Source organism: Streptomyces durocortorensis (genome assembly GCF_016901035.1).
GTDB classification, from domain to species: Bacteria; Actinomycetota; Actinomycetes; order Streptomycetales; family Streptomycetaceae; genus Streptomyces; species Streptomyces durocortorensis.
In genome coordinates this window covers 22,340-40,576 of sequence record NZ_JAFEUF010000019.1, presented here as the reverse complement: position 1 = coordinate 40,576, position 18,237 = coordinate 22,340, and the positions used below count along the sequence as shown (strand labels likewise).

Genomic DNA, 18,237 nt, shown 5'->3' with positions numbered 1-18,237 from the left:
CAAGTGCGCGAAGGGCGAGGCGAGCAGGTGTCATCCGAGGATCACTTCGCGGCGGGCGAGCACTGGGAAGCGATCCGGGCGTTCGTCGCGCCTGCGGTGCGGTCGGCCGTGGACCGGTTCATCGATCCGCTCTTCTGGGGTGGGCTGGAGTACATGGCCGATCGGGACGCCGAGGGGGGCGCGGCACATGTGTCGGTGGTCTTGCCCGATGCGCCGTCGGATCACCTCCTGTGGTGTCCGCCCGCTGCCGTCTCCCCGCTGAAACTGCTCTGGGAACTCGTCGGCGCCGAACTCGAAGCGCTCCGGGAGCCGTTCGATCGGCACGCCCAAGCCGGCTCCAGCCGTATCAACGGATTCAACGCCTTCGCCGGGCTGCTCCACAGGTGGGGTGACGTCATCGGCAAGGCCCAGCGGCGTGGCTGGGGCGTTGTCGGGCTGCGTTGCTGAAACAGGCTTGGAGCGATGCCCGTTTGGAGGATTGAATAGTTCCATGGTGAGGCAGGAGCACACGAAGAAGAGGCAGGCTCCCTTCGGCATACCCAAGGGCATCGTCCTTCTCGCGACGCCGGAAGGCTGGCGCCATAGTCTTCTCACCGAGGGAGGCGGGACACTCTGCGGGCGCCTTACCGGCCTGCCGCCCGATACCGACCCGGCCGAGGCACGGGCCGCCGTGACCGCGATGGTGGCTGGACTCGCGCACGACGTGAACGAAGCTGACGTCGACGTGGTCTGGGATCAGCCTCGGGAACCCGGGTCCTGGACAGCCCGAGTCGCCGTTGCGGCACCCCCGCCGAGCGCCAGGGGTTGAGCAACAGGCTCAGCCCTGCGTCGAGTTGCCGTCCAGCTTGCGGCGTTCCCGCTTGTTGGGGTGGCGGATGATCACGCCCGCCATGCCGCCGGCCCCGGTGAGCCGGATCAGTGGCGTTCCCGGGAGGCGGCCGGACGTGGTCTCGTCCTTCAGGCCGCCGAAGCCGGGGGCCATGCCGGTGGTGTCCGTGGCCCAGCCGTCCGGGATCACGATCGTGACGCCGGAGGTCTCCCCGTACGCCTCCACCACCACCTCCGTGAGGCGGCACTCGACCCGGGTGAAATCGAGGCTCACCCCTCCCAGGCCGGCGTGCGCGACCACGTGCCCAGGTACCTCCCAGCGGCCGGGGCCCCGGGACTCGCCGTACATGCCGCCCTTGAGCACCAGCGGCGGCAGGTTCTCCGCTGCCGCTGCCGCTGACGGCGAATTCGGCAGGTCGGCCGTCAGGACGGCCAGCTCGGCGTACGTCTTCGACGTCAGTGCCTGCTCCAGGCGGGAATCCAGCTCATCGAGGTCGATACGCCCCTCGGCCGCCGCGTCGCGCAGTTGCTCCACCACCGCTTCCCGGTCGTCGTGAGAAGCGCGGAGCTCTCCCGAGGCGGCGGGGCGTGGGGTCGGCTCCGGGAACTGGGCAGTCATGATCCCAAGAATAGGCAATCGCGGACCGGGAGAACAGGGGCCGCGCACCTTGAGCGCCGCATACCTTGAGCACCGCCCCTGCCCGGTGACACGTCGGGCCACGATCGCCCAAGCCCGTCTCCTGGAGGGCCCACCGATCACCAGGTGTCCAAGCCCAGACGATTCGGCACATCGCCCATGGTGCGGAGCGCCGCGACCTGCTCCTCCAAACAGCTCAGGGCGTCCGTGAAGGAGAGTTGATCGATCCGCTGATGATGGAGAGTGTGGACATCGGCACCGAACTCCCCCCGTGGTTCATCAAGGTCGACGTCGACCATGGCTTCAACGATGCATCCGGTCGGCGTGATGGTCACTCCTGCCGAGAACCGCAGCTCACTGACATCCGCATCGCCCTCCGCGAAGAAGCCGAAGCGATGGCCCGTCCTCAGTTCAGGGCCCGAAGCGTGTTCTTCGATCGAGATGGCGTGCACCAGCCCAGACCCGTTGCCGAAGTCATGGGCGATATGGAGCTGAGTGGTGAAATCACCCAGCTGCTGGTGCAGCCGGTGCATCGTGGTCAGCAGGAGCGCCGTGCCTGCGGCATCATTCGGGCCGGTGACGTTCGACATCAGTGAATCATCGCCCACGGCCGTACGCCCCGGTCGGCGGTCACGTCGTGGTCCGGGTGATCGCTGCGGTGCTGATCCTCGTGGGCGGTGTCGCGCATGTCGTCGATCTCGTACGGCATGGTCTGCGGGACAGTGGGGCCTCGCCGAGCCGGGGCTTCAACGGGTCGCCGTTTTCACCTTGTTCGTGCTCGGGGCGGCGCCCTTCGTCCGCCGCCGGCTCGGGGAGGGAACCGTCAGCCCAGCCGGTTACCGAAGCGGACCGCCGACGGCGTCACGCCCAGGCTCGCCTCGCCGAAGGAGACCGAGCCCTTGGTGACCGGGCCCGTGCGGCTGCCCTTGAACAGCCAAACGCCTCCCTGGTCGGTGTTCTCGCCGGGGGCGGCGACCGTCAGCGTGGCCGGTACGCCCTTGGCGGCGGCCACCACGTGGACCTCGCCGCCGAACGCGTCGCCCTGCTCGTCGACGCCGGGGACGTCCGCCGTGGACTGGCCGATCACCTTCGTGTCCGCGCCCGTGATTCCCGAGGCGCGGCCCGTGAAGACCAGGACCCCGCCGGCGTCCTTGGCCGTCTCCACGTCCTCGCCCGGCAGGCCCACGACGACCTCGCCGTAGCCGTCGCCGTCCAGGTCCCCCACCGCCGCGCTCGCGCCCATCGCGTCGCCCGCCTCGTCCGCGCCCGGCACCCCGGCGGTGGCCTGGGTGATCCACTTCGGCTTCACGGAGGTGTTCTGGCCGTTCGGGCCGCCGAGGGCGACCGCCACCGCGCCGCCCTTGCTCGGGAAGTCCAGGTCGCTGTCCATGCCGGTCGGCTGACGGGTGTAGACCAGGTCGGGATAGGCGTCCCCGTTGACCGAACCGACCGTCACCGAGGCGTGCGTGAGGTACGTTCCCGGCGCGGTGGCGATCGGCGTGTACGTGAAGCCCGTACCGGTCGACAGGTACAGCGAGGTCCCACCGCAGTCCGGCTCGTCGGTGCAGCCGGTACGGACGAGCAGGTCGTCCTTGCCGTCGTTGTTGATGTCCGCGGCCTGCACGCCCTCGAAGTCGGTGACCCCGTCGTCGGCGGTGAGTGCGGTGCGCGTGCTGCCGGCCGAGCCGTCCGCGCCGATCTTCTCGTCCAGCACGATCTTCCCGGCCCAGTCGGTACGGTCGATTCCGGCCGCGTCCGTCCGGCCGTCGCCGTCGAAGTCGCCCAGGGCGTACCCCTGGCCCTGGAACTCGACGGCGCGGGTGCCGAGGCCGTTCTTGCCGCCGAAAAGGATGATCCGCGGACCCTGGCCGGCCGAGACCAGCAGGTCGGTGTAGCCGTCGCGGTCGATATCGGCGGGCGTCGCCGTGCCGAATCCGGCGTTCGCGGTCGCCGAGCCGGGGACTCCTGGCGTGTTCTGGTGGATCACCTGGTGACGGGCCGGGTCGATGCCCTTCGCGTCGCCCGGATACACCGCCACGTACCCGGCCTTCTTGATGCCGGACACGGTCCCGTCGGGCACCGAGGCGAACATGTCCGCGTACCCGTCCCCGTTGAAGTCGACCTGCTGACGTGCGGCGGAGGCCGGCGCGGCCGCCACCGCCGTCCCGGAGAGGGCCGGTGCGGCAGTCGCCGTGGCCGCCAGCGTCACGAAGATCGCCGAAGCGGTACGGAGTCGAGAAGTCTTCATCGTTCATCCCCCGGATGCGTACGGGCGGTTGACAGGCGGGCCTGCCGCCCTACCCGCCAAGAAAGACCATCACCACGGCGAATGGTTGTGCGCCCCGGGCTCGATCCCTTTGCGTACGAGGCTGGCTCCAGCACCACCTTCTTGCGTTATCGGCAACATTGCATGCACTTGACGCAAGCCTCTCGTACGCTCGCATACATGGCTCACGCACACCAGAACCAGCACCAGCACGGACCTGCGGACCGCTCCGCCCACGCCCACTCCCACTCCCACGCCCACAGTCACGGCTCCGACGCGACGCCCAACGGCCTCCCCGAGATCCTCGATCTCGACGCCGCCCTCTTCGCGCCCCATCTGACCGCGCTCACCGGCCGTATCGCCTGTCTGGCCGGGGACGACGTCCGGCACATCGTCGACCTCGGCGCCGGCACAGGGACCGGCACTTTCGCCCTGCTGGAGCAGTTCCCGACCGCCCGGGTGACCGCCGTCGACAGCTCCCCCGCGATGCTGGAACGGCTGGTTTCGGCAGCGCGGGACCGGGGGCTGGGCGAGCGCGTACGCACGCTGGAGGCCGACGCCGGTGCGGGGCTGCCGGGAGTGGTCGACGCCGACCTCGTCTGGGCGTCGGCGTCCCTGCACCACCTGGACGACCCCGCGATCGCCCTCGCGGGCATCCGCGCCGCGCTGCGTCCCGGAGGGCTGGTGGCCGTCGCGGAGGTGGACGGAATGCCTGCCTTCCTGCCCGCGGACGGCGAATCGGGTGAGCTGGAGGCCCGCTGCCGGGCCGCGCTCGACGGGCTGCACGCCGAGCGGATGCCGAACCGGGGCGCCGACTGGGGTTCCCTGCTGACGGCCGCCGGCTTCTCCGTCGAGCAGGAACGCGCCGAGCCGTGGGAGCTGCGCGCCCCACTGCCCGAGGGGGCCGGGCGGTACGCCTTCCTGGTCTTCGAGCGGATCCGCTCCTCTCTCGACGGGCGCGTCACCGCCGACGACCTGGCCGCGCTCGACCGGCTCATCGACGGCGGGCCCGAGGACGTACGCCACCGCGACGACCTCGTCGTACGGTCCACGCGCCAGACCTGGATGGCCCGCCCCGTCCTGGGCGGCTGAACCTGGGGCCGGTGCGGCTGCCCGTACAGCCCGCCCTGCCCCCTCCTCTCTGGCCCCTGCCCTTCTGCCCCTGCCTCTGCCCCCTGGCGCTCTAACTGGTGACCGCGACCACCGTCCCCGCGGACACCGCCGCCACCGTCCGCAGCACCGCCGCGTTCACCGCCTCCGCGCCCCAGCTGCTCCGCTCCAGCTCCTTCGCCCGCTTGTAGACCTTGCCGGACCACGGGATGGAGCGGTGCAGCGTCGGCAGCGTGCCGCTCGCGGAGAGCAGTCCGGTCAGCGCCGCCGTACGGTCGTCGGGCTCGGCCCCGTCGACCAGGACGGCCCGGACCCTCTCCACCAGGGCCTTCTTGTACCCGGTGTCCGCCACCGACATCGACGTCGTACGGAACAGGCCCAGGGTCTTCTTCGTCTCCCGGCGCAGCATGCCCCGCTCCACGAGCCGGTCGAGCACCGCCTCCCGCTTCCCCACCCCCGTACCGATCTCGATCAGCAGGGTCTGTACGCCGCGCACGCGCTCCCCCACCTTCGCGTGGGCGGCCCGGAGCAGCGGATCCGACGGCGTGCGACCGGCGACGGCGTGCACCTTCACACCGTTCAGACCCGTGTCGTTCTCGTCGGCCCTGATGTGACCGCCGAGGCCCAGCTCGACGAGGAGCGCGCCGCCCAGCGTGTAGTACAGCGTGCCCGCCCCCGCGATGGCCCCGGACGTGTCGTCCATCATCAGCAGCGTCAGGTCTTCGACGATGAGCATGTCGTTGTCGATCTCGTTCTCGTTCTGCTTCGGCTTCTGCATGGCCTCTGTCCAACCGTCGGCATCCGGTGCGCGGGTCTCCGTCCAGCCTGCCCCGCCCGGGGCGGGAGGTTCGGTGTGCCCTGTCACCACTGTTCATGACAGACGTCATGTCCGGGCCCACGACGGGGCCGACCGGCCGAGCGGCGGCACCGGTAGCATCCGGGCGAGACCCGATCGGACGATGAGGAGCGACGCGTGCGATTCGCGCTGGAAGCACTGTTCGCCGACGTACCGGCCGAGCAGATCGCCGAAGCCCGCGCCTTCTACCGGTCGAGGACGGCGGGCCGCGGGCCCGCCTCCTTCGAGGAGCTCAAGGAGGCCCGAGCGAAGAAGCCCGCGTCCCGCGCGGCCGTGCCACCTGCCCTCGAAGAGACGATCGATGCCGCCGGAGTGCGCGTCCCGGTCCGTATCTTCCTGCCCGCAGACGGTCCGCCCCAGGGTGTCTACCTGGGCATCCACGGAGGCGGCTTCTACATGGGCACCGCCGCGCAGGGCGACGAACGCCACCGCGCACTCGCGGACGCCCTGCGCGTCGCCGTCGTCGGCGTCGACTACCGGCTCGCGCCCGAACACCCCTGGCCGGCCGCACCCGACGACTGCGAAGCGGTGGCACTCTGGCTCGTCGAGGAGGCCGAGGCCCGCTTTGGGACCACTCGGCTCACGATCGGCGGAAGCTCGGCGGGAGCCACTCTCGCCCTGGCGACCCTGCTCCGGCTGCGGGACCGGGGTGTCGCCGACCGGTTCGCCGGGGCCGCGCTCCGCTTCGGCACGTACGACCTGAGCGCGCGGACCCCGAGCGGCCGCCTCATCGCGGACGAGTACTTCATCCAGGCGTACGCCGGCCACGTGCCGGACCGCGACCGCACCCTTCCCGACATCTCGCCCCTCTACGCCGACCTCACCGGGCTTCCCCCGGCCCTGCTGGTCGTGGGCGCCGAGGACATCCTGCTGGAGGACAACCTCACGTTGGCGGGACGGCTGTCGGCGGCCGGCAACGACGTCGAGCTGCGCGTCTATCCCGCCTCGCCCCACGGCTTCACCGGCCACCCCACCGCCCTGGCCGCCACGGCGCTCGACGGGATCAACTCCTGGCTGCGCGAACGGATCAGCGGTCGCCCCTGACACGGGCATGCAGATGCATGTCGTGCCGGCCGTCGTCGTGCACGGCCGCGCTGCGCTTGGTCCCCTCCAGCAGATAGCCGGCCCGGGTCGCCACCTTGCACGAGGCGTCGTTACGCGTCGAGTGGTCCAACTCCAGCCGGTGGAAGCCGATGTCGTCCAGCGCCCACGCGCTGACCGCCGCGAGTGCGCGGGAGGCGACCCCCGCGCCGCGTGCGGTCGGGAGCACCCAGTACGCGGCGTTCGCGGCGCCGTCCTCGAAGTCCACGCGCCGCAGGGCCATCCGGCCGAGCACCTCGCCGCTGTCGCGGGCGACGGCCCAGTGGCAGCCCCTCTCCCGCTCCCAGTCCTGGCGGTACCCGTCGAACCACTCCTCCACCTGAGCCACGGTCGAGGGGCGGTGCGTGTGCCAGCGGCAGGTCTCCTCGTCCTCGTACGCGGAGAGGAACGCCGCCGCGTCGGCCCGCTCCCACGGACGCAGCAGCAGCCCGCCGCCGGCCACCGGGATTACGGGTTGCGGGCCTCCGGCGAGGCAGCCGGAGGCAAGGGTGGGCGGCGTCGACAGGGTACGGGTCATGGCCCCATGGTCACCGATACCCCGGCTGACAGCGGCTCGGCCCCCTGCCTACGCTCAAGCCATGAACATCTTCCACGGGGGTGACGGCCGGCGCCTGGAGATACGCAACGGCGGTACGGAGGTGTTCGTGGACGTGGTACTTGCGCACGTACCGGGCGATGGTGGAGGCGTTCGACCCCGCGACGGCCAGGCCCGGAACGGATGTGCTGCCCGGGCCGGAGGACGCCGCGATGGCCTCGTGCGTACGTCACCGGGTGCTGGACGCCCTGCCGCACTGGGCGGGGTGCGTCTTCTGCACGGCCGGGGTCTGAGGGCCGCGCGGGGTTCCCGCCCCGGCAGCCCCGTGCCGCATCGGCCACGTCCGCTTCAGTGACGTCCGCCGCGCTCCCAGCGCTGCGCCGTGAGAGTCATGGGCCGCCCACCGGCGAGCCGGTCCGCCCAAGGCCGGACCAGGTCCCGCGTCTCGTCCGGCAGCGCCCGCGCGGCCGCGACCACCCCCGTCGTACCGGTTGCCCCGTCATCGACCAGAGCGGCCACGAAGGTCAGCCGACTGTCCGGCTCCGCGCCCAACAGCCCCTGCCGCTCGGCATCGCCCGAGGCAACACCGCCCGAGGCGCGGGCCGACACGGGCCACCGAGCGGTGACGAGCGTGTACGGGACATCCGCCTCCGGTTCGCGCCTCAGCAGCACATCCGCCGCGACGACCGTGAGATCCCGGTAGAGGCCCGCCTTCCAGAACGGCTCCTCCTTCGCGAACCGCTCAGCGGCGGCACGGTCGGCCAGGTCGACGACGTGGACGCTCCCCGTGTGCTCCTCCCCGTCGTCGGACACGGTGGGGCCGCGGAGTATCAGCCGGCTGTCGAACCCGTCCATGTAGGACCAGTGCTCCTCGCACAACGCCTCCAACTGGTCGGCGACATCGGGCTGGTCCTGGGCGTACACATAGAACGGCATGCCGAGAACGTACCGGAGCCGCACCGCCTCAGGGCCGCAGCGGGACAAGCCCCGGGCCCGACGGGTGGTCCGGCTCGAACGCGTCCGGAATCCCCAGCCGCAGGCCCCGGCTCCGGGCGACCCGGTGCACGTCCCGCAGCGAGTGCGCCAGGGCGGCGGCGACATGGCGGAGCTGGACGGCGGTGGACCGGTCGTCCGCGACCAGGTCGTCGGCGTGGTCGAGAAGGTCGTAGGCCATGCCGAGCTGCATCGCCTCGACCTTGTCGGCCTCCCGCGAGACCTTGCCGTCGCCGTTGCCGACGACATAGCAGGGCCTGCCTGCCGTGCCGGCCCAAGGGAGCAGGCGGACGGTGTTCAGCGGCTGTTCTTTCATGAGGGCGTCAACTCCGTGTGCGGTGGGGGTGAATTCTTCGCTGCGTAGCGATCCACTCACAGCGTGCGAGCGGCGCGGCTAGGCTCGCCAGGGGTTTTGTGGTGACACCGGGTTCGTCGCACGGGAGTTGGCTGTGAGTAATACCTATGGCACATGGTTGAAGGCGCAGCGGGAAGCGGCCGGCCTGACGCAGCAGCAGCTCGCGGACCGCGCGCTGATGACGCGGTCACACATCTCGCACATCGAGGCCGGGCGTCGCATGCCGAGCGAGGAGGATGCCCTGCGGCTGGACAGGGCGCTGGGGACCGGAGATGTGCTGACGACATTCCGACCTCAGCCAGACGACCGTTCCGTCGCGGAACGGTTCAAGGCGGCTCGGAAACTCGAGGAACAGGCGACGTTCATCCGTGAGTTCGCCATCGCCTATTTTCCTGGCATCCTCCAGACGCGCCGGTACGCGGACACGGTGCTGGGCGCAGCCTTTCCGCCATATAGCGATGAGGAACGTGACAAGGCTGTTGTCTCACGGCTGGAGCGGGCCAAAATCCTGGAGCGCCCCACATCCCCCGTAGTCTGGGCGCTGCTGGACGAATCCATCCTCCGACGCTTGGCGGGGAGTGCGGACATCATGGCTGAACAGATCATGCACGTGGTGCAACTGGTCGAGCGGGGCCGGATCCGCGCGCATGTGATGCCCTTGAACGGGCCCATCACCAACCTGCACCAGAGCATGGTGACGCTGATGCACTTCGAGGACCAGCCACCGGTGGCGTACTCCGAAGGCACGCAGGTGGCCAAGGTGCACGATGCACCACACTTGGTCGAGCGGATCGAGGCCACCTACGCTCTGGCCATGAGCGACGCGCTGTCCCTCTCCGAGTCGCTGAACGTACTCAGGGCAGCGGCAAGGGAGTACGGATACCGTGACTGAGCGAACCAACCCATTGGCAGACTGGCGGAAGTCGTCGTACAGCGGCCCCGACAAAGACAGCTGCCTCGAAGTCCAGGACGCGCACCCCGCCGCCGTCCACGTCCGTGACTCCAAGGTCACCGGTGGGCCCGCCCTGCTCATCCCCGCCGCCGACTGGACCTCCTTCGTGGACGCCGTCAAGCGCGGTGCCCTCTCCGCCTGACCCGGAGGTCGAGCGGAGAGGGCCCGGGCCTCACTCCCCCACGTACTCCGCAAGGTGTTCGCCCGTCAGCGTCGAGCGGGCGGCGACCAGGTCGGCCGGGGTGCCCTCGAAGACGATCTTGCCGCCGTCGTGGCCCGCGCCGGGGCCGAGGTCGATGATCCAGTCGGCGTGGGCCATGACCGCCTGGTGGTGCTCGATGACGATCACCGACTTTCCGGATTCGACCAGGCGGTCCAGCAGGCCGAGGAGCTGCTCGACGTCCGCGAGGTGCAGACCGGTGGTCGGCTCGTCGAGGACGTAGGTACCGCCCTTGTCGCCCATGTGCGTCGCCAGCTTCAGGCGCTGGCGTTCGCCGCCGGACAGCGTGGTGAGCGGCTGGCCGAGGCTCAGGTAGCCGAGGCCGACGTCCGCGAGGCGGTCGAGGATCTTGTGCGCGGCCGGGAGGGGCGCATCGCCGGAGGAGCCGAAGAACTCCTCGGCTTCGGCGACCGACATCGCCAGGACCTCGCTGATGTCCCGGCCGCCGAGGTGGTAGTCGAGGACCAAGGGCTGGAACCGCTTGCCCTCGCAGTCCTCGCAGGGGCTGGAGACGCTGGCCATGACGCCGAGGTCGGTGAAGATGACGCCCGCGCCGTTGCAGGTGGGGCAGGCGCCCTCGGAGTTGGCGCTGAACAGGGCGGGCTTCACGCCGTTGGCCTTGGCGAAGGCCTTGCGGATCGGCTCCAGGAGACCGGTGTACGTCGCCGGGTTGCTGCGGCGGGAGCCCTTGATGGGGCTCTGGTCGACCGAGATGACGTTCTCGCCTGCCGGGATCGAGCCGTGGACCAGCGAGCTCTTTCCGGAGCCGGCGACGCCCGTGATGACGGTGAGGACGCCGAGCGGGATGTCGACGTCGACGTCCTGGAGGTTGTGCGCCGTCGCGCCGCGGATCTCCAGCGCGCCGGTCGGCTTGCGAACCTCCTCCTTGAGGACGGCCCGGTCGTCGAGGTGGCGGCCGGTGACGGTGTCGGAGCCGCGGAGCCCTTCCAGGGTGCCCTCGAAGCAGACGGTGCCGCCCGCCGTACCGGCCCCGGGGCCGAGGTCGACCACGTGGTCCGCGATGGCGATGGCCTCCGGCTTGTGCTCGACGACCAGGACGGTGTTGCCCTTGTCGCGCAGGCGCAGCAGCAGGTCGTTCATGCGCTGGATGTCGTGCGGGTGGAGGCCGATGGTCGGCTCGTCGAAGACGTACGTGACGTCGGTGAGCGAGGAGCCGAGGTGGCGGATCATCTTGACGCGCTGGGCCTCGCCGCCGGACAGGGTGCCGGAGGGGCGGTCCAGGGAGATATAGCCGAGGCCGATCTCCACGAACGAGTCCAGCGTCTGCTGGAGGGCTTCGAGCAGCGGGGCGACCGAGGGTTCCTCCAGGCCGCGGACCCACTCCGCGAGGTCCCGGATCTCCATCGCGCAGGCGTCGGCGATGGAGATCTTCTTGATCTTCGAGGAGCGCGCGCCCTCGGTGAGCCTCGTTCCCTCGCACTCGGGACAGGTGGCGAAGGTGACCGCGCGGTCGACGAACTCCCGGATGTGGGGCTGCATCGCCTCCCGGTCCTTGGACAGGAACGACTTCTGGATCTTGGGGATCAGCCCCTCGAAGGTGAGGGTGGAGCCCTCGACCTTCACCTTGGTCGGCTCCTTGTAGAGGAAGTCCTGCATCTCCCGCTTGGTGAACTTGGCGATCGGCTTGTTCGGGTCGAGGAAGCCGGACTCGGCGTAGATCCGCACGGTCCACCAGCTGTCCGACTTCCAGCCGGGGATGGTGAACGCGCCCTCGGCGATCGACTTGGAATCGTCGTAGAGCTGGGTGAGGTCGATGTCGGAGACCGACCCGCGGCCCTCGCAGCGCGGGCACATGCCGCCGGTGCGGCTGAAGGTCGCCTTTTCCGTCTTCTTGTTGCCGCGCTCGACGGTGATCGCACCGCTGGCCGTCACCGAGGGGACGTTGAAGGCGAACGCGCCGGGCGGGCCGATGTGCGGTTTGCCGAGCCGGCTGAAGAGGATGCGGAGCATGGCGTTGGCGTCGGTGGCGGTGCCGACGGTGGAGCGGGGATCGCTGCCCATGCGCTGCTGGTCGACGATGATCGCGGTCGTCAGGCCGTCGAGCACGTCGACGTCGGGGCGGGCCTGCGAGGGCATGAAGCCCTGGACGAACGCGGGGTAGGTCTCGTTGATCAGCCGCTGGGACTCGGCGGCGATGGTGGCGAAGACCAGCGAGCTCTTGCCCGAGCCGGAGACTCCGGTGAACACCGTCAGCCGGCGCTTCGGCAGCTCGATGCTGACGTCCTTCAGGTTGTTCTCCCGCGCACCGTGCACGCGGATCAGGTCGTGGCTGTCGGCAGCGTGCGGCGCGGGCGGCTGCGGGGTCTTCGTTCTCGGAGCCATGCTCGTCGTCTCTCCATCACGGGAACTGGTGCCACTGGATAACGGGTGCCGCTGGACTGCTGGTGCGCGGAGCCTACTGTCCGTGCACGGGGCCGGGGCCCGGATTTCCGGGCTCCGGCCCCTGAGGGCGGTACGGAGGTGCTACTTCTTGGCCTGGGTGATGCGCAGCATGTTGCCGGAGGGGTCGCGGAAGGCGCAGTCCCGGACGCCGTACGGCTGGTCGATCGGCTCCTGGAGCACCTCACCGCCCGCCGCGCGGACCTTCTCGAAGGCCGCGTCCACGTCCTCGGCGGAGAGGATGACGCCGCGCAGCATGCCCTTGGCGAGCAGCTCGGCCATGGTCCGGCGGTCGGCTTCCGGGGCGTTCGGGTCCGCGAGCGGGGGCTCCAGGACGATCTCGACGTCCGGCTGTGCGGGGGATCCGACGGTCACCCAGCGCATGCCTTCGAATCCGACATCGTTGCGCACCTCCATTCCCAGGGCGTCGCGGTAGAAGGCGAGCGCCTTGTCGTGGTCGTCGACGGCGATGAAGCACTGCGAGAGGTTGATGTCCATGGATTTCACGCTACGGGCGGGGGGTGCGATCTGCTTCTCCATTCCTGACCGGTCGTGTGAGCATCTTGGCGACGCATGCCGGGATGGTCTCGCCGGCGTCGTGGGGGCGGGCCCGGTAGGCGCTCGGGGTCTCCCCGACCAGCTCCGTGAAGCGGGAGCTGAACGAGCCCAGCGACGTACAGCCGACGGCGAAGCAGACGTCCGTGACCGACAGGTCGCCCCGGCGCAGCAGTGCCTTGGCCCGCTCGATACGGCGGGTCATGAGATAGCTGTACGGGGTCTCGCCGAAGGCGGCGCGGAAGCTGCGGGAGAAGTGGCCCGCCGACATCAGGGCGTCGCGGGCCAGCGAGGGGACGTCGAGCGGTTCGGCGTACTCGCGGTCCATACGGTCACGGGCCCGGCGCAGCCGGACCAGATCCTCCAGCCTCACTCCCACACCTTCCTCCTCCCACCCTCGCACGGCCGCCGACGCCCGGCCCCTCGCCCGGAGACGGGTCACCACTCACGCTCGGCGATCAGCTCCTCCGGATCCGCGTCCGCGAAGCCGTACGCCGTGGCGATGGTCCAGAAGGCCTCGCCTATCTCCTCGCGGGCCGACGTCTCGATCTCGCTGCCCGCCGCCTCGAACTCCGCCTCCAGGCCGTTGAATGCCTCGGTCGCCACCGCGGTCAGCGCGTACAGCGCGGTGAGGTCGGCCGGGCGCTCCGCCTCGATCCGCTCGCACAGGGCACGCAGGACCGCCGTGCCCTTGTCCAGGACGTGGTCCGGGAAGTAGTCGTCCTCGTACAGCAGGGCCAGGAAGGTATGGCCCGCCAGCTGCTCGTTCGTGATCGTCATCGTGCCCCCCGATACGTACCGTCGCCGTCTGCATCCGATAGTCCCCCACGCCACTGACAATCGGGCCGCCCCTTGACCTTCCCCGGCCTCCGCCGGTCCGTCGCGTGCCGAGCATCACCCTGGACAGCGACCACAACCGGCGGGTAACTTCGAAGGGAGTCTGAGCAAGCGCTTAGCCATGTTCCCGCGAGTTCCGCGAGTTCCGCGAGTTCTGCGAGATCCCACGAGATCCCGCGAATCGACCGCCGACCTAGGAGGCATCCCGTGCGCCGTACGGTATTCAACGAGGACCACGAGGCGTTCCGGGAGACCATCCGCGCCTTCATCGCGGCCGAGGTCGTGCCGGTCTACGACGAGTGGTTCGCCGCCGGCCAGGCGCCGCGCGACTTCTACCTCAAGCTCGGTGAGCTGGGCATCTTCGGCATCGAGGTCGACGAGGAGTACGGCGGCGCGGGCATCGACTCGCACAAGTACGAGGCCGTCATCTACGAGGAGACCGCCCGCGCGGGCGTCACCTTCGGCGGCTCCGGCGTGCACACGCTGCTCGGCCTCCCCTACATCAAGATGCTGGCCACCGACGAGCAGAAGAAGCGCTGGCTGCCGAAGTTCGCGAGCGGCGAGGAGATGTGGGCCCTCGCGATGACCGAGCCGGGCACCGGCTCCGACGTCGCGGGCATGAAGACCACCGCCAAGCTCTCCGAGGACGGCACGCACTACGTCCTCAACGGTGCGAAGACCTTCATCACCGGTGGCGTCCACGCCGGCCGGGTCATCGTCTGCGCCCGTACCGCCGCCCCCCGCGAGGACGACCGCCGCTTCGGCATCTCCCTCTTCGCCGTCGACACGAAGTCCGAGGGCTACTCGGTCGGCCGCAAGCTCGACAAGCTGGGCCTGAAGGTCTCCGACACCGCCGAGCTGGCGTTCGTCGACGTCAAGGTCCCGGTCGAGGACCTCATGGGCGAGGAGAGCCAGGGCTTCGGCTACCTCGGCACCAACCTGGCCTCCGAGCGCTGGGGCATCGCCTTCGGCGCGTACGCCCAGGCCGCGGCGGCCGTCCGGTTCGCCAAGGAGTACGTCCAGGACCGCACGGTCTTCGGCAAGACCGTCGCCTCGTTCCAGAACACCAAGTTCGAGCTGGCCGCCTGCCAGGCCGAGGTGGACGCGGCCCAGGCCGTCGCCGACCGTGCGCTGGAGGCCCTGGACGCCGGCGAGCTCACGGCAGCGGAGGCCGCCTCCGCGAAGCTGTTCTGCACCGAGGTCGCCCACCGCGTCATCGACCGCTGCCTCCAGCTGCACGGCGGCTACGGCTTCATGAACGAGTACCCGATCGCCCGCCTGTACGCGGACAACCGGGTCAACCGCATCTACGGCGGCACCAGCGAGGTCATGAAGTCGATCATCGCGAAGTCCATGGGCCTGTAAGGGATTACCTTCCCTCCATGAACGAGAGTCCCGATCCCCTGCTCGATCTGCTCCACCTGCTCGACCTGGAGCGGATCGAGCGGGACATCTTCCGGGGCGAGAGCCGCAGCGCGCTCGTGCCCCGGGTGTTCGGCGGACAGGTCGCGGCCCAGGCGCTCGTCGCCGCGGGCCGCACCGTCCCCGCCGAACGGGGAGCCCACTCCCTGCACTCCTACTTCCTGCGGGCCGGTGACCCCGGCGCGCCCATCGTCTACACCGTCGACCGCATCCGCGACGGGAAGTCCTTCACCACCCGCCGCGTCGTCGCCGTCCAGCACGGGCAGCCGATTTTCCACCTCTCCGCGTCCTTCCAGACGCACGAGGAGGGCATGGAGCACCAGGCCCCCATGCCCGCCGCCCCGGACCCGGAGACCCTGCCGACGGCGGCCGAGATGCTGCCCCGCTACGCGGACCGCTTCAGCGATCCCAGCGTGGTGGACCGGCTGATCGAGGCGCGGCAGGCGGTGGACCTGCGGTACGTGGACGCGCCGCCGTTCGGCACGGTGGGCGAGCCGCGCGAACCCCGCTCCCAGGTGTGGTTCCGGACGAACGGCAAGCTCGCCGACGATCCGCTGCTGCACGTCTGCATGGCGACGTACGTCTCCGACATGACCCTGCTCGACTCGGTGCTCCTCGCCCACGGGCGGGGCGGCTGGGCGGTCGGGGACGTGGTCGGGGCCAGCCTGGACCACGCGATGTGGTTCCACCGGCCGTTCCGGGCGGACGAGTGGCTGCTGTACGACCAGGAGTCGCCGTCGGCCTCCGGTGGACGCGGCCTGGGCCAGGCCCGTATCTACACCGCCGACGGACGCCTCGCGATCACCGTCATCCAGGAAGGCGTGGTCCGCATCCCACGAGGATGACGCGCATCCCGCGAGGATGAACGGCCCCTGAAGCCGCCATTCCGACATACTCCCCACCATGAGCGACGCGAAAGCCGACAGCGAAACCGATGGTGGGGAGTCCACCTTCACCGTGATCGTGGCGGCCCTCGCCAACCTCGGCATCGCCGTGGCCAAGGCCGTCGCCGGGCTGATCAGCGGCTCCAGCGCGATGCTCTCCGAGGCGGCCCACTCGGTCGCCGACACCGTCACCGAGGTCATGCTCCTCGCCGCGCTCAAGCGGAGCGAGAAGCCGGCCGACGAGGACCACCCCCTCGGTTACGGCCCCGAGCGCTACATCTGGGCGATGCTCGCCTCCATCGCCACCTTCGTCGGCGGGGCCGTCTTCTCGATCTACGACGGGGTGCACACCCTGGTCGCGGGCGAGGAGCTGGGCGATCCGCTCATCTCCTACATCGTCCTCGCCGTCGCCTTCCTCCTGGAGGGCTACTCCCTGCGCACCGGGGTCAAGCAGGTGCGGCGCGAGGCGTCACGGCTGCGGGTGCCGGACACGTACTACCTGCGCCACACCCCCGACACGGCGGTGAAGGCCGTCGTGATGGAGGATTCGGCGGCCCTGATCGGCCTGCTGCTGGCGGCGGGCGGTCTGCTGGGCGGGCAGCTCTCCGGCTCGGGCGTCTGGGACGGGATCGCGTCCTGCCTGATCGGCCTGCTCCTCGTGTACGTCGCCTGGGTGCTCGGCCGGTCCAACGCCCAGCTCCTCATCGGGCGGCCGCTGCCCCCGGCCGTGCGGTCCGGGGTGCGCGAGGAGCTGCAGTCGGTGCCGCACATCGTGGAGGTGCTGGAGCTGACCACGCTGATCCAGGGACCGGACGAGATCCTGATCGCCGCGAAGATCGACTTCCGGGACATGGCCACCGCGGCGGAGGTCGAGTGGGCCTGCGAGGAGGCGGAGGCCCAGTTGCGCGAGCGGTTCCCGTCCATCCGGCGGGTGTATCTGGACCCGACACCGGGGCGGGCGCAGCGGCTGCGGCACCCCGACCGCTGACGCCCCGGGCGCCGGTCGCCGCGCCCCGTGTCACCCCCTCCCGCACGACCACGACGCCGCCGCGTGATGCACCTCACGGGGCTCAACTCCGCGCGCGTACAACCCTTTCGCTTCATCGACGATCAAGACTGTGCGGTCGTTGTGACCGCACACGCTTTCGGGTCTGCCCTTTCACGACTCTGCCCTTTCACGACCCGAATCCGCCCGCCGATAGTCGATCATGGAGACTCTTCATGTCCCAGCACTCCCGCAAGAGGTTGACGTCCGGCAAGAAGGCGATCCTGGGCGTCAGCGCGCTGGCTGCCTCCGGGCTCGCCGTCGGCCTGCTCGTCACCCCGTCCGCGGTGGCGGGGGGAACCGGTGCGGCCGAGGCGCTGAAGCGGAGCGAGGCGGCGGCCGCCGACGCCAGGGCGGCGAAGGCCGCCGCGCCCAAGAGCCTGGCCGCGAGATCAGCCGGCTCCACCGTCCTCTCCGGCGTCACCGTCAACGGAGGCAACAGCGCCGCCGTCGGAACGAAGAACACGCAGACGATCACCGTAAAATGGAAGCTCAGCGGCGGGTCGAAGCTCTACGGCAGCCACGCGTCGCTCTGGCGTGGCACCGACAGCGACAGCGACAGCGACAGCGACAGCGGACTGGAGCGGTTCCTCACCTCCGAGCAGTTCGACGCGGGCACCGAACCCTGCGTTCCGTCCGGCGACGCCACGTTCGACTGCACGGCCACCTTCACGTTGAACCCCCGGAACGACCTGGAGAACGAGGATGCCGGAGCCTGGAAGATCCGCCTCTGGGCAGTCACCGACGCGACCACCGGCGTGGACACCGAGAACGCCAGGACCTGGTACCTCCAGCGCTGGTCCCGGCTGAGCAACAACGCGGCCCCCGAGCCCGTCGCCAAGGGCAAGACGATCACGATCACCGGCAAGCTGGAGCGGGCCAACTGGGACACGTACAAGTACGCGGGCTACACCCAGCAGATCGTCCACCTCCAGGAGCGTTCGCTGACCGGCTCGTACGCCACCACCAGCAGTCACCGCACCGGCACCGGCAGCCAGGCGGGCGTCGAGAAGAAGACGCGCACCGCCACGACCGACCGCTGCTACCGCTACACGTTCGAGGGCACCTCCACCACGCCGCCGGTCTCCGGCACCGGTGACTGCGTGGACGTGCGCTGACCCCGTGGGGGGGGGGGGGGGGGGGGGGGGGGGCGGCGGGGGGGGGCGGGGGGGGGGGTGCGGCCGCGCCCGGGCGGCGGCGGGGCGCGCGGCGGGCGCCCGCCCCGCGGGCGGCCCGCCCGC

21 protein-coding genes are annotated in these 18,237 nt (G+C 70.4%); 10 read left to right on the top strand and 11 right to left on the bottom strand.

Features of this window, described 5'->3' with window-relative positions:
* The first annotated feature begins 27 nt into the window (after window positions 1-27).
* Window positions 28-447, top strand: a complete 420-nt coding sequence (locus JS521_RS06615) for a hypothetical protein (protein WP_239486873.1) — start codon at window positions 28-30, stop codon at window positions 445-447.
* A gap of 370 nt (window positions 448-817) precedes the next feature.
* Here the strand turns inward: JS521_RS06615 and JS521_RS06610 are convergent, their stop codons facing one another.
* The 3 genes from JS521_RS06610 to JS521_RS06600 form a co-directional block, all read right to left on the bottom strand.
* Window positions 818-1,447, bottom strand: a complete 630-nt coding sequence (locus JS521_RS06610) for a DUF1707 SHOCT-like domain-containing protein (protein WP_205081788.1) — start codon at window positions 1,445-1,447, stop codon at window positions 818-820.
* Between the two features lie 137 nt (window positions 1,448-1,584).
* On the bottom strand, window positions 1,585-2,055 hold the full coding sequence (locus JS521_RS06605) for a hypothetical protein (RefSeq protein ID WP_205081787.1): 471 nt from the start codon (window positions 2,053-2,055) through the stop codon (window positions 1,585-1,587).
* A 233-nt stretch (window positions 2,056-2,288) separates the two neighbouring features.
* Window positions 2,289-3,713, bottom strand: coding sequence for an FG-GAP and VCBS repeat-containing protein (locus JS521_RS06600; protein ID WP_205081786.1), 1,425 nt, complete (start codon window positions 3,711-3,713; stop codon window positions 2,289-2,291).
* Between the two features lie 198 nt (window positions 3,714-3,911).
* On the opposite strand from JS521_RS06600, the gene JS521_RS06595 reads away from it, so the two are divergent.
* Window positions 3,912-4,823: a class I SAM-dependent methyltransferase gene (locus JS521_RS06595; RefSeq protein WP_205081785.1), complete on the top strand. Its 912-nt coding sequence runs from the start codon at window positions 3,912-3,914 to the stop codon at window positions 4,821-4,823.
* Window positions 4,824-4,914: 91 nt separating this feature from the next.
* On the opposite strand, the gene JS521_RS06590 is transcribed toward JS521_RS06595, so the two are convergent.
* Window positions 4,915-5,619, bottom strand: a complete 705-nt coding sequence (locus JS521_RS06590; protein WP_205081784.1) for a GOLPH3/VPS74 family protein — start codon at window positions 5,617-5,619, stop codon at window positions 4,915-4,917.
* Window positions 5,620-5,814: 195 nt separating this feature from the next.
* Between JS521_RS06590 and JS521_RS06585 the strand changes: the two genes are divergently transcribed.
* The gene (locus tag JS521_RS06585; RefSeq protein ID WP_205081783.1) at window positions 5,815-6,741 is read left to right on the top strand and encodes an alpha/beta hydrolase; all 927 of its coding nucleotides are present in this window, start codon (window positions 5,815-5,817) and stop codon (window positions 6,739-6,741) included.
* On the opposite strand, the gene JS521_RS06580 is transcribed toward JS521_RS06585, so the two are convergent.
* Entirely contained in the window at window positions 6,725-7,315 is a 591-nt protein-coding gene (locus JS521_RS06580) for a GNAT family N-acetyltransferase (protein WP_205081782.1), read from the bottom strand. The two genes, JS521_RS06585 and JS521_RS06580, sit on opposite strands and share 17 nt — an antisense overlap.
* A 140-nt stretch (window positions 7,316-7,455) precedes the next feature.
* On the opposite strand from JS521_RS06580, the gene JS521_RS06575 reads away from it, so the two are divergent.
* Window positions 7,456-7,626, top strand: a complete 171-nt coding sequence (locus JS521_RS06575; RefSeq protein ID WP_205081804.1) for a hypothetical protein — start codon at window positions 7,456-7,458, stop codon at window positions 7,624-7,626.
* A gap of 55 nt (window positions 7,627-7,681) precedes the next feature.
* Here JS521_RS06575 and JS521_RS06570 read toward each other — a convergent pair whose 3' ends face one another.
* Complete coding sequence (locus JS521_RS06570; protein ID WP_205081781.1) at window positions 7,682-8,269, bottom strand: YciI family protein; 588 nt, start codon at window positions 8,267-8,269, stop codon at window positions 7,682-7,684.
* Between the two features lie 28 nt (window positions 8,270-8,297).
* Window positions 8,298-8,642 (bottom strand): hypothetical protein, encoded by a 345-nt coding sequence (locus JS521_RS06565; protein ID WP_205081780.1) that lies wholly within the window; start codon window positions 8,640-8,642, stop codon window positions 8,298-8,300.
* A gap of 133 nt (window positions 8,643-8,775) precedes the next feature.
* Between JS521_RS06565 and JS521_RS06560 the strand changes: the two genes are divergently transcribed.
* Both JS521_RS06560 and JS521_RS06555 read left to right on the top strand, forming a co-directional pair.
* Window positions 8,776-9,573, top strand: a complete 798-nt coding sequence (locus tag JS521_RS06560; protein WP_205081779.1) for a helix-turn-helix domain-containing protein — start codon at window positions 8,776-8,778, stop codon at window positions 9,571-9,573.
* Window positions 9,566-9,775, top strand: a complete 210-nt coding sequence (locus JS521_RS06555) for a DUF397 domain-containing protein (RefSeq protein ID WP_205081778.1) — start codon at window positions 9,566-9,568, stop codon at window positions 9,773-9,775. Before JS521_RS06560 ends, JS521_RS06555 begins: the two co-directional genes overlap by 8 nt.
* Window positions 9,776-9,805: 30 nt before the next feature.
* On the opposite strand, the gene JS521_RS06550 is transcribed toward JS521_RS06555, so the two are convergent.
* From JS521_RS06550 to JS521_RS06535, 4 genes are all read right to left on the bottom strand, one after another.
* Entirely contained in the window at window positions 9,806-12,196 is a 2,391-nt protein-coding gene (locus tag JS521_RS06550) for an excinuclease ABC subunit UvrA (protein WP_205081777.1), read from the bottom strand.
* Window positions 12,197-12,337: 141 nt separating this feature from the next.
* Entirely contained in the window at window positions 12,338-12,751 is a 414-nt protein-coding gene (locus JS521_RS06545; protein ID WP_205081776.1) for a VOC family protein, read from the bottom strand.
* Between the two features lie 10 nt (window positions 12,752-12,761).
* Window positions 12,762-13,181, bottom strand: coding sequence for a helix-turn-helix transcriptional regulator (locus JS521_RS06540; protein ID WP_205081775.1), 420 nt, complete (start codon window positions 13,179-13,181; stop codon window positions 12,762-12,764).
* Window positions 13,182-13,246: 65 nt separating this feature from the next.
* Window positions 13,247-13,588, bottom strand: coding sequence for a DUF5713 family protein (locus tag JS521_RS06535; protein ID WP_205081774.1), 342 nt, complete (start codon window positions 13,586-13,588; stop codon window positions 13,247-13,249).
* A gap of 264 nt (window positions 13,589-13,852) precedes the next feature.
* On the opposite strand from JS521_RS06535, the gene JS521_RS06530 reads away from it, so the two are divergent.
* The 4 genes from JS521_RS06530 to JS521_RS06515 all read left to right on the top strand — a co-directional run bounded on the left by JS521_RS06530 (window position 13,853) and on the right by JS521_RS06515 (window position 18,114).
* Window positions 13,853-15,010: an acyl-CoA dehydrogenase family protein gene (locus tag JS521_RS06530; protein WP_205081773.1), complete on the top strand. Its 1,158-nt coding sequence runs from the start codon at window positions 13,853-13,855 to the stop codon at window positions 15,008-15,010.
* A 17-nt stretch (window positions 15,011-15,027) separates the two neighbouring features.
* Window positions 15,028-15,912, top strand: a complete 885-nt coding sequence (gene tesB, locus JS521_RS06525; RefSeq protein ID WP_097880835.1) for an acyl-CoA thioesterase II — start codon at window positions 15,028-15,030, stop codon at window positions 15,910-15,912.
* Window positions 15,913-15,970: 58 nt separating this feature from the next.
* Window positions 15,971-16,939: a cation diffusion facilitator family transporter gene (locus JS521_RS06520; RefSeq protein WP_205081772.1), complete on the top strand. Its 969-nt coding sequence runs from the start codon at window positions 15,971-15,973 to the stop codon at window positions 16,937-16,939.
* 233 nt (window positions 16,940-17,172) lie between these two features.
* Window positions 17,173-18,114: a calcium-binding protein gene (locus JS521_RS06515; protein WP_205081771.1), complete on the top strand. Its 942-nt coding sequence runs from the start codon at window positions 17,173-17,175 to the stop codon at window positions 18,112-18,114.
* Window positions 18,115-18,237: the final 123 nt, after the last annotated feature.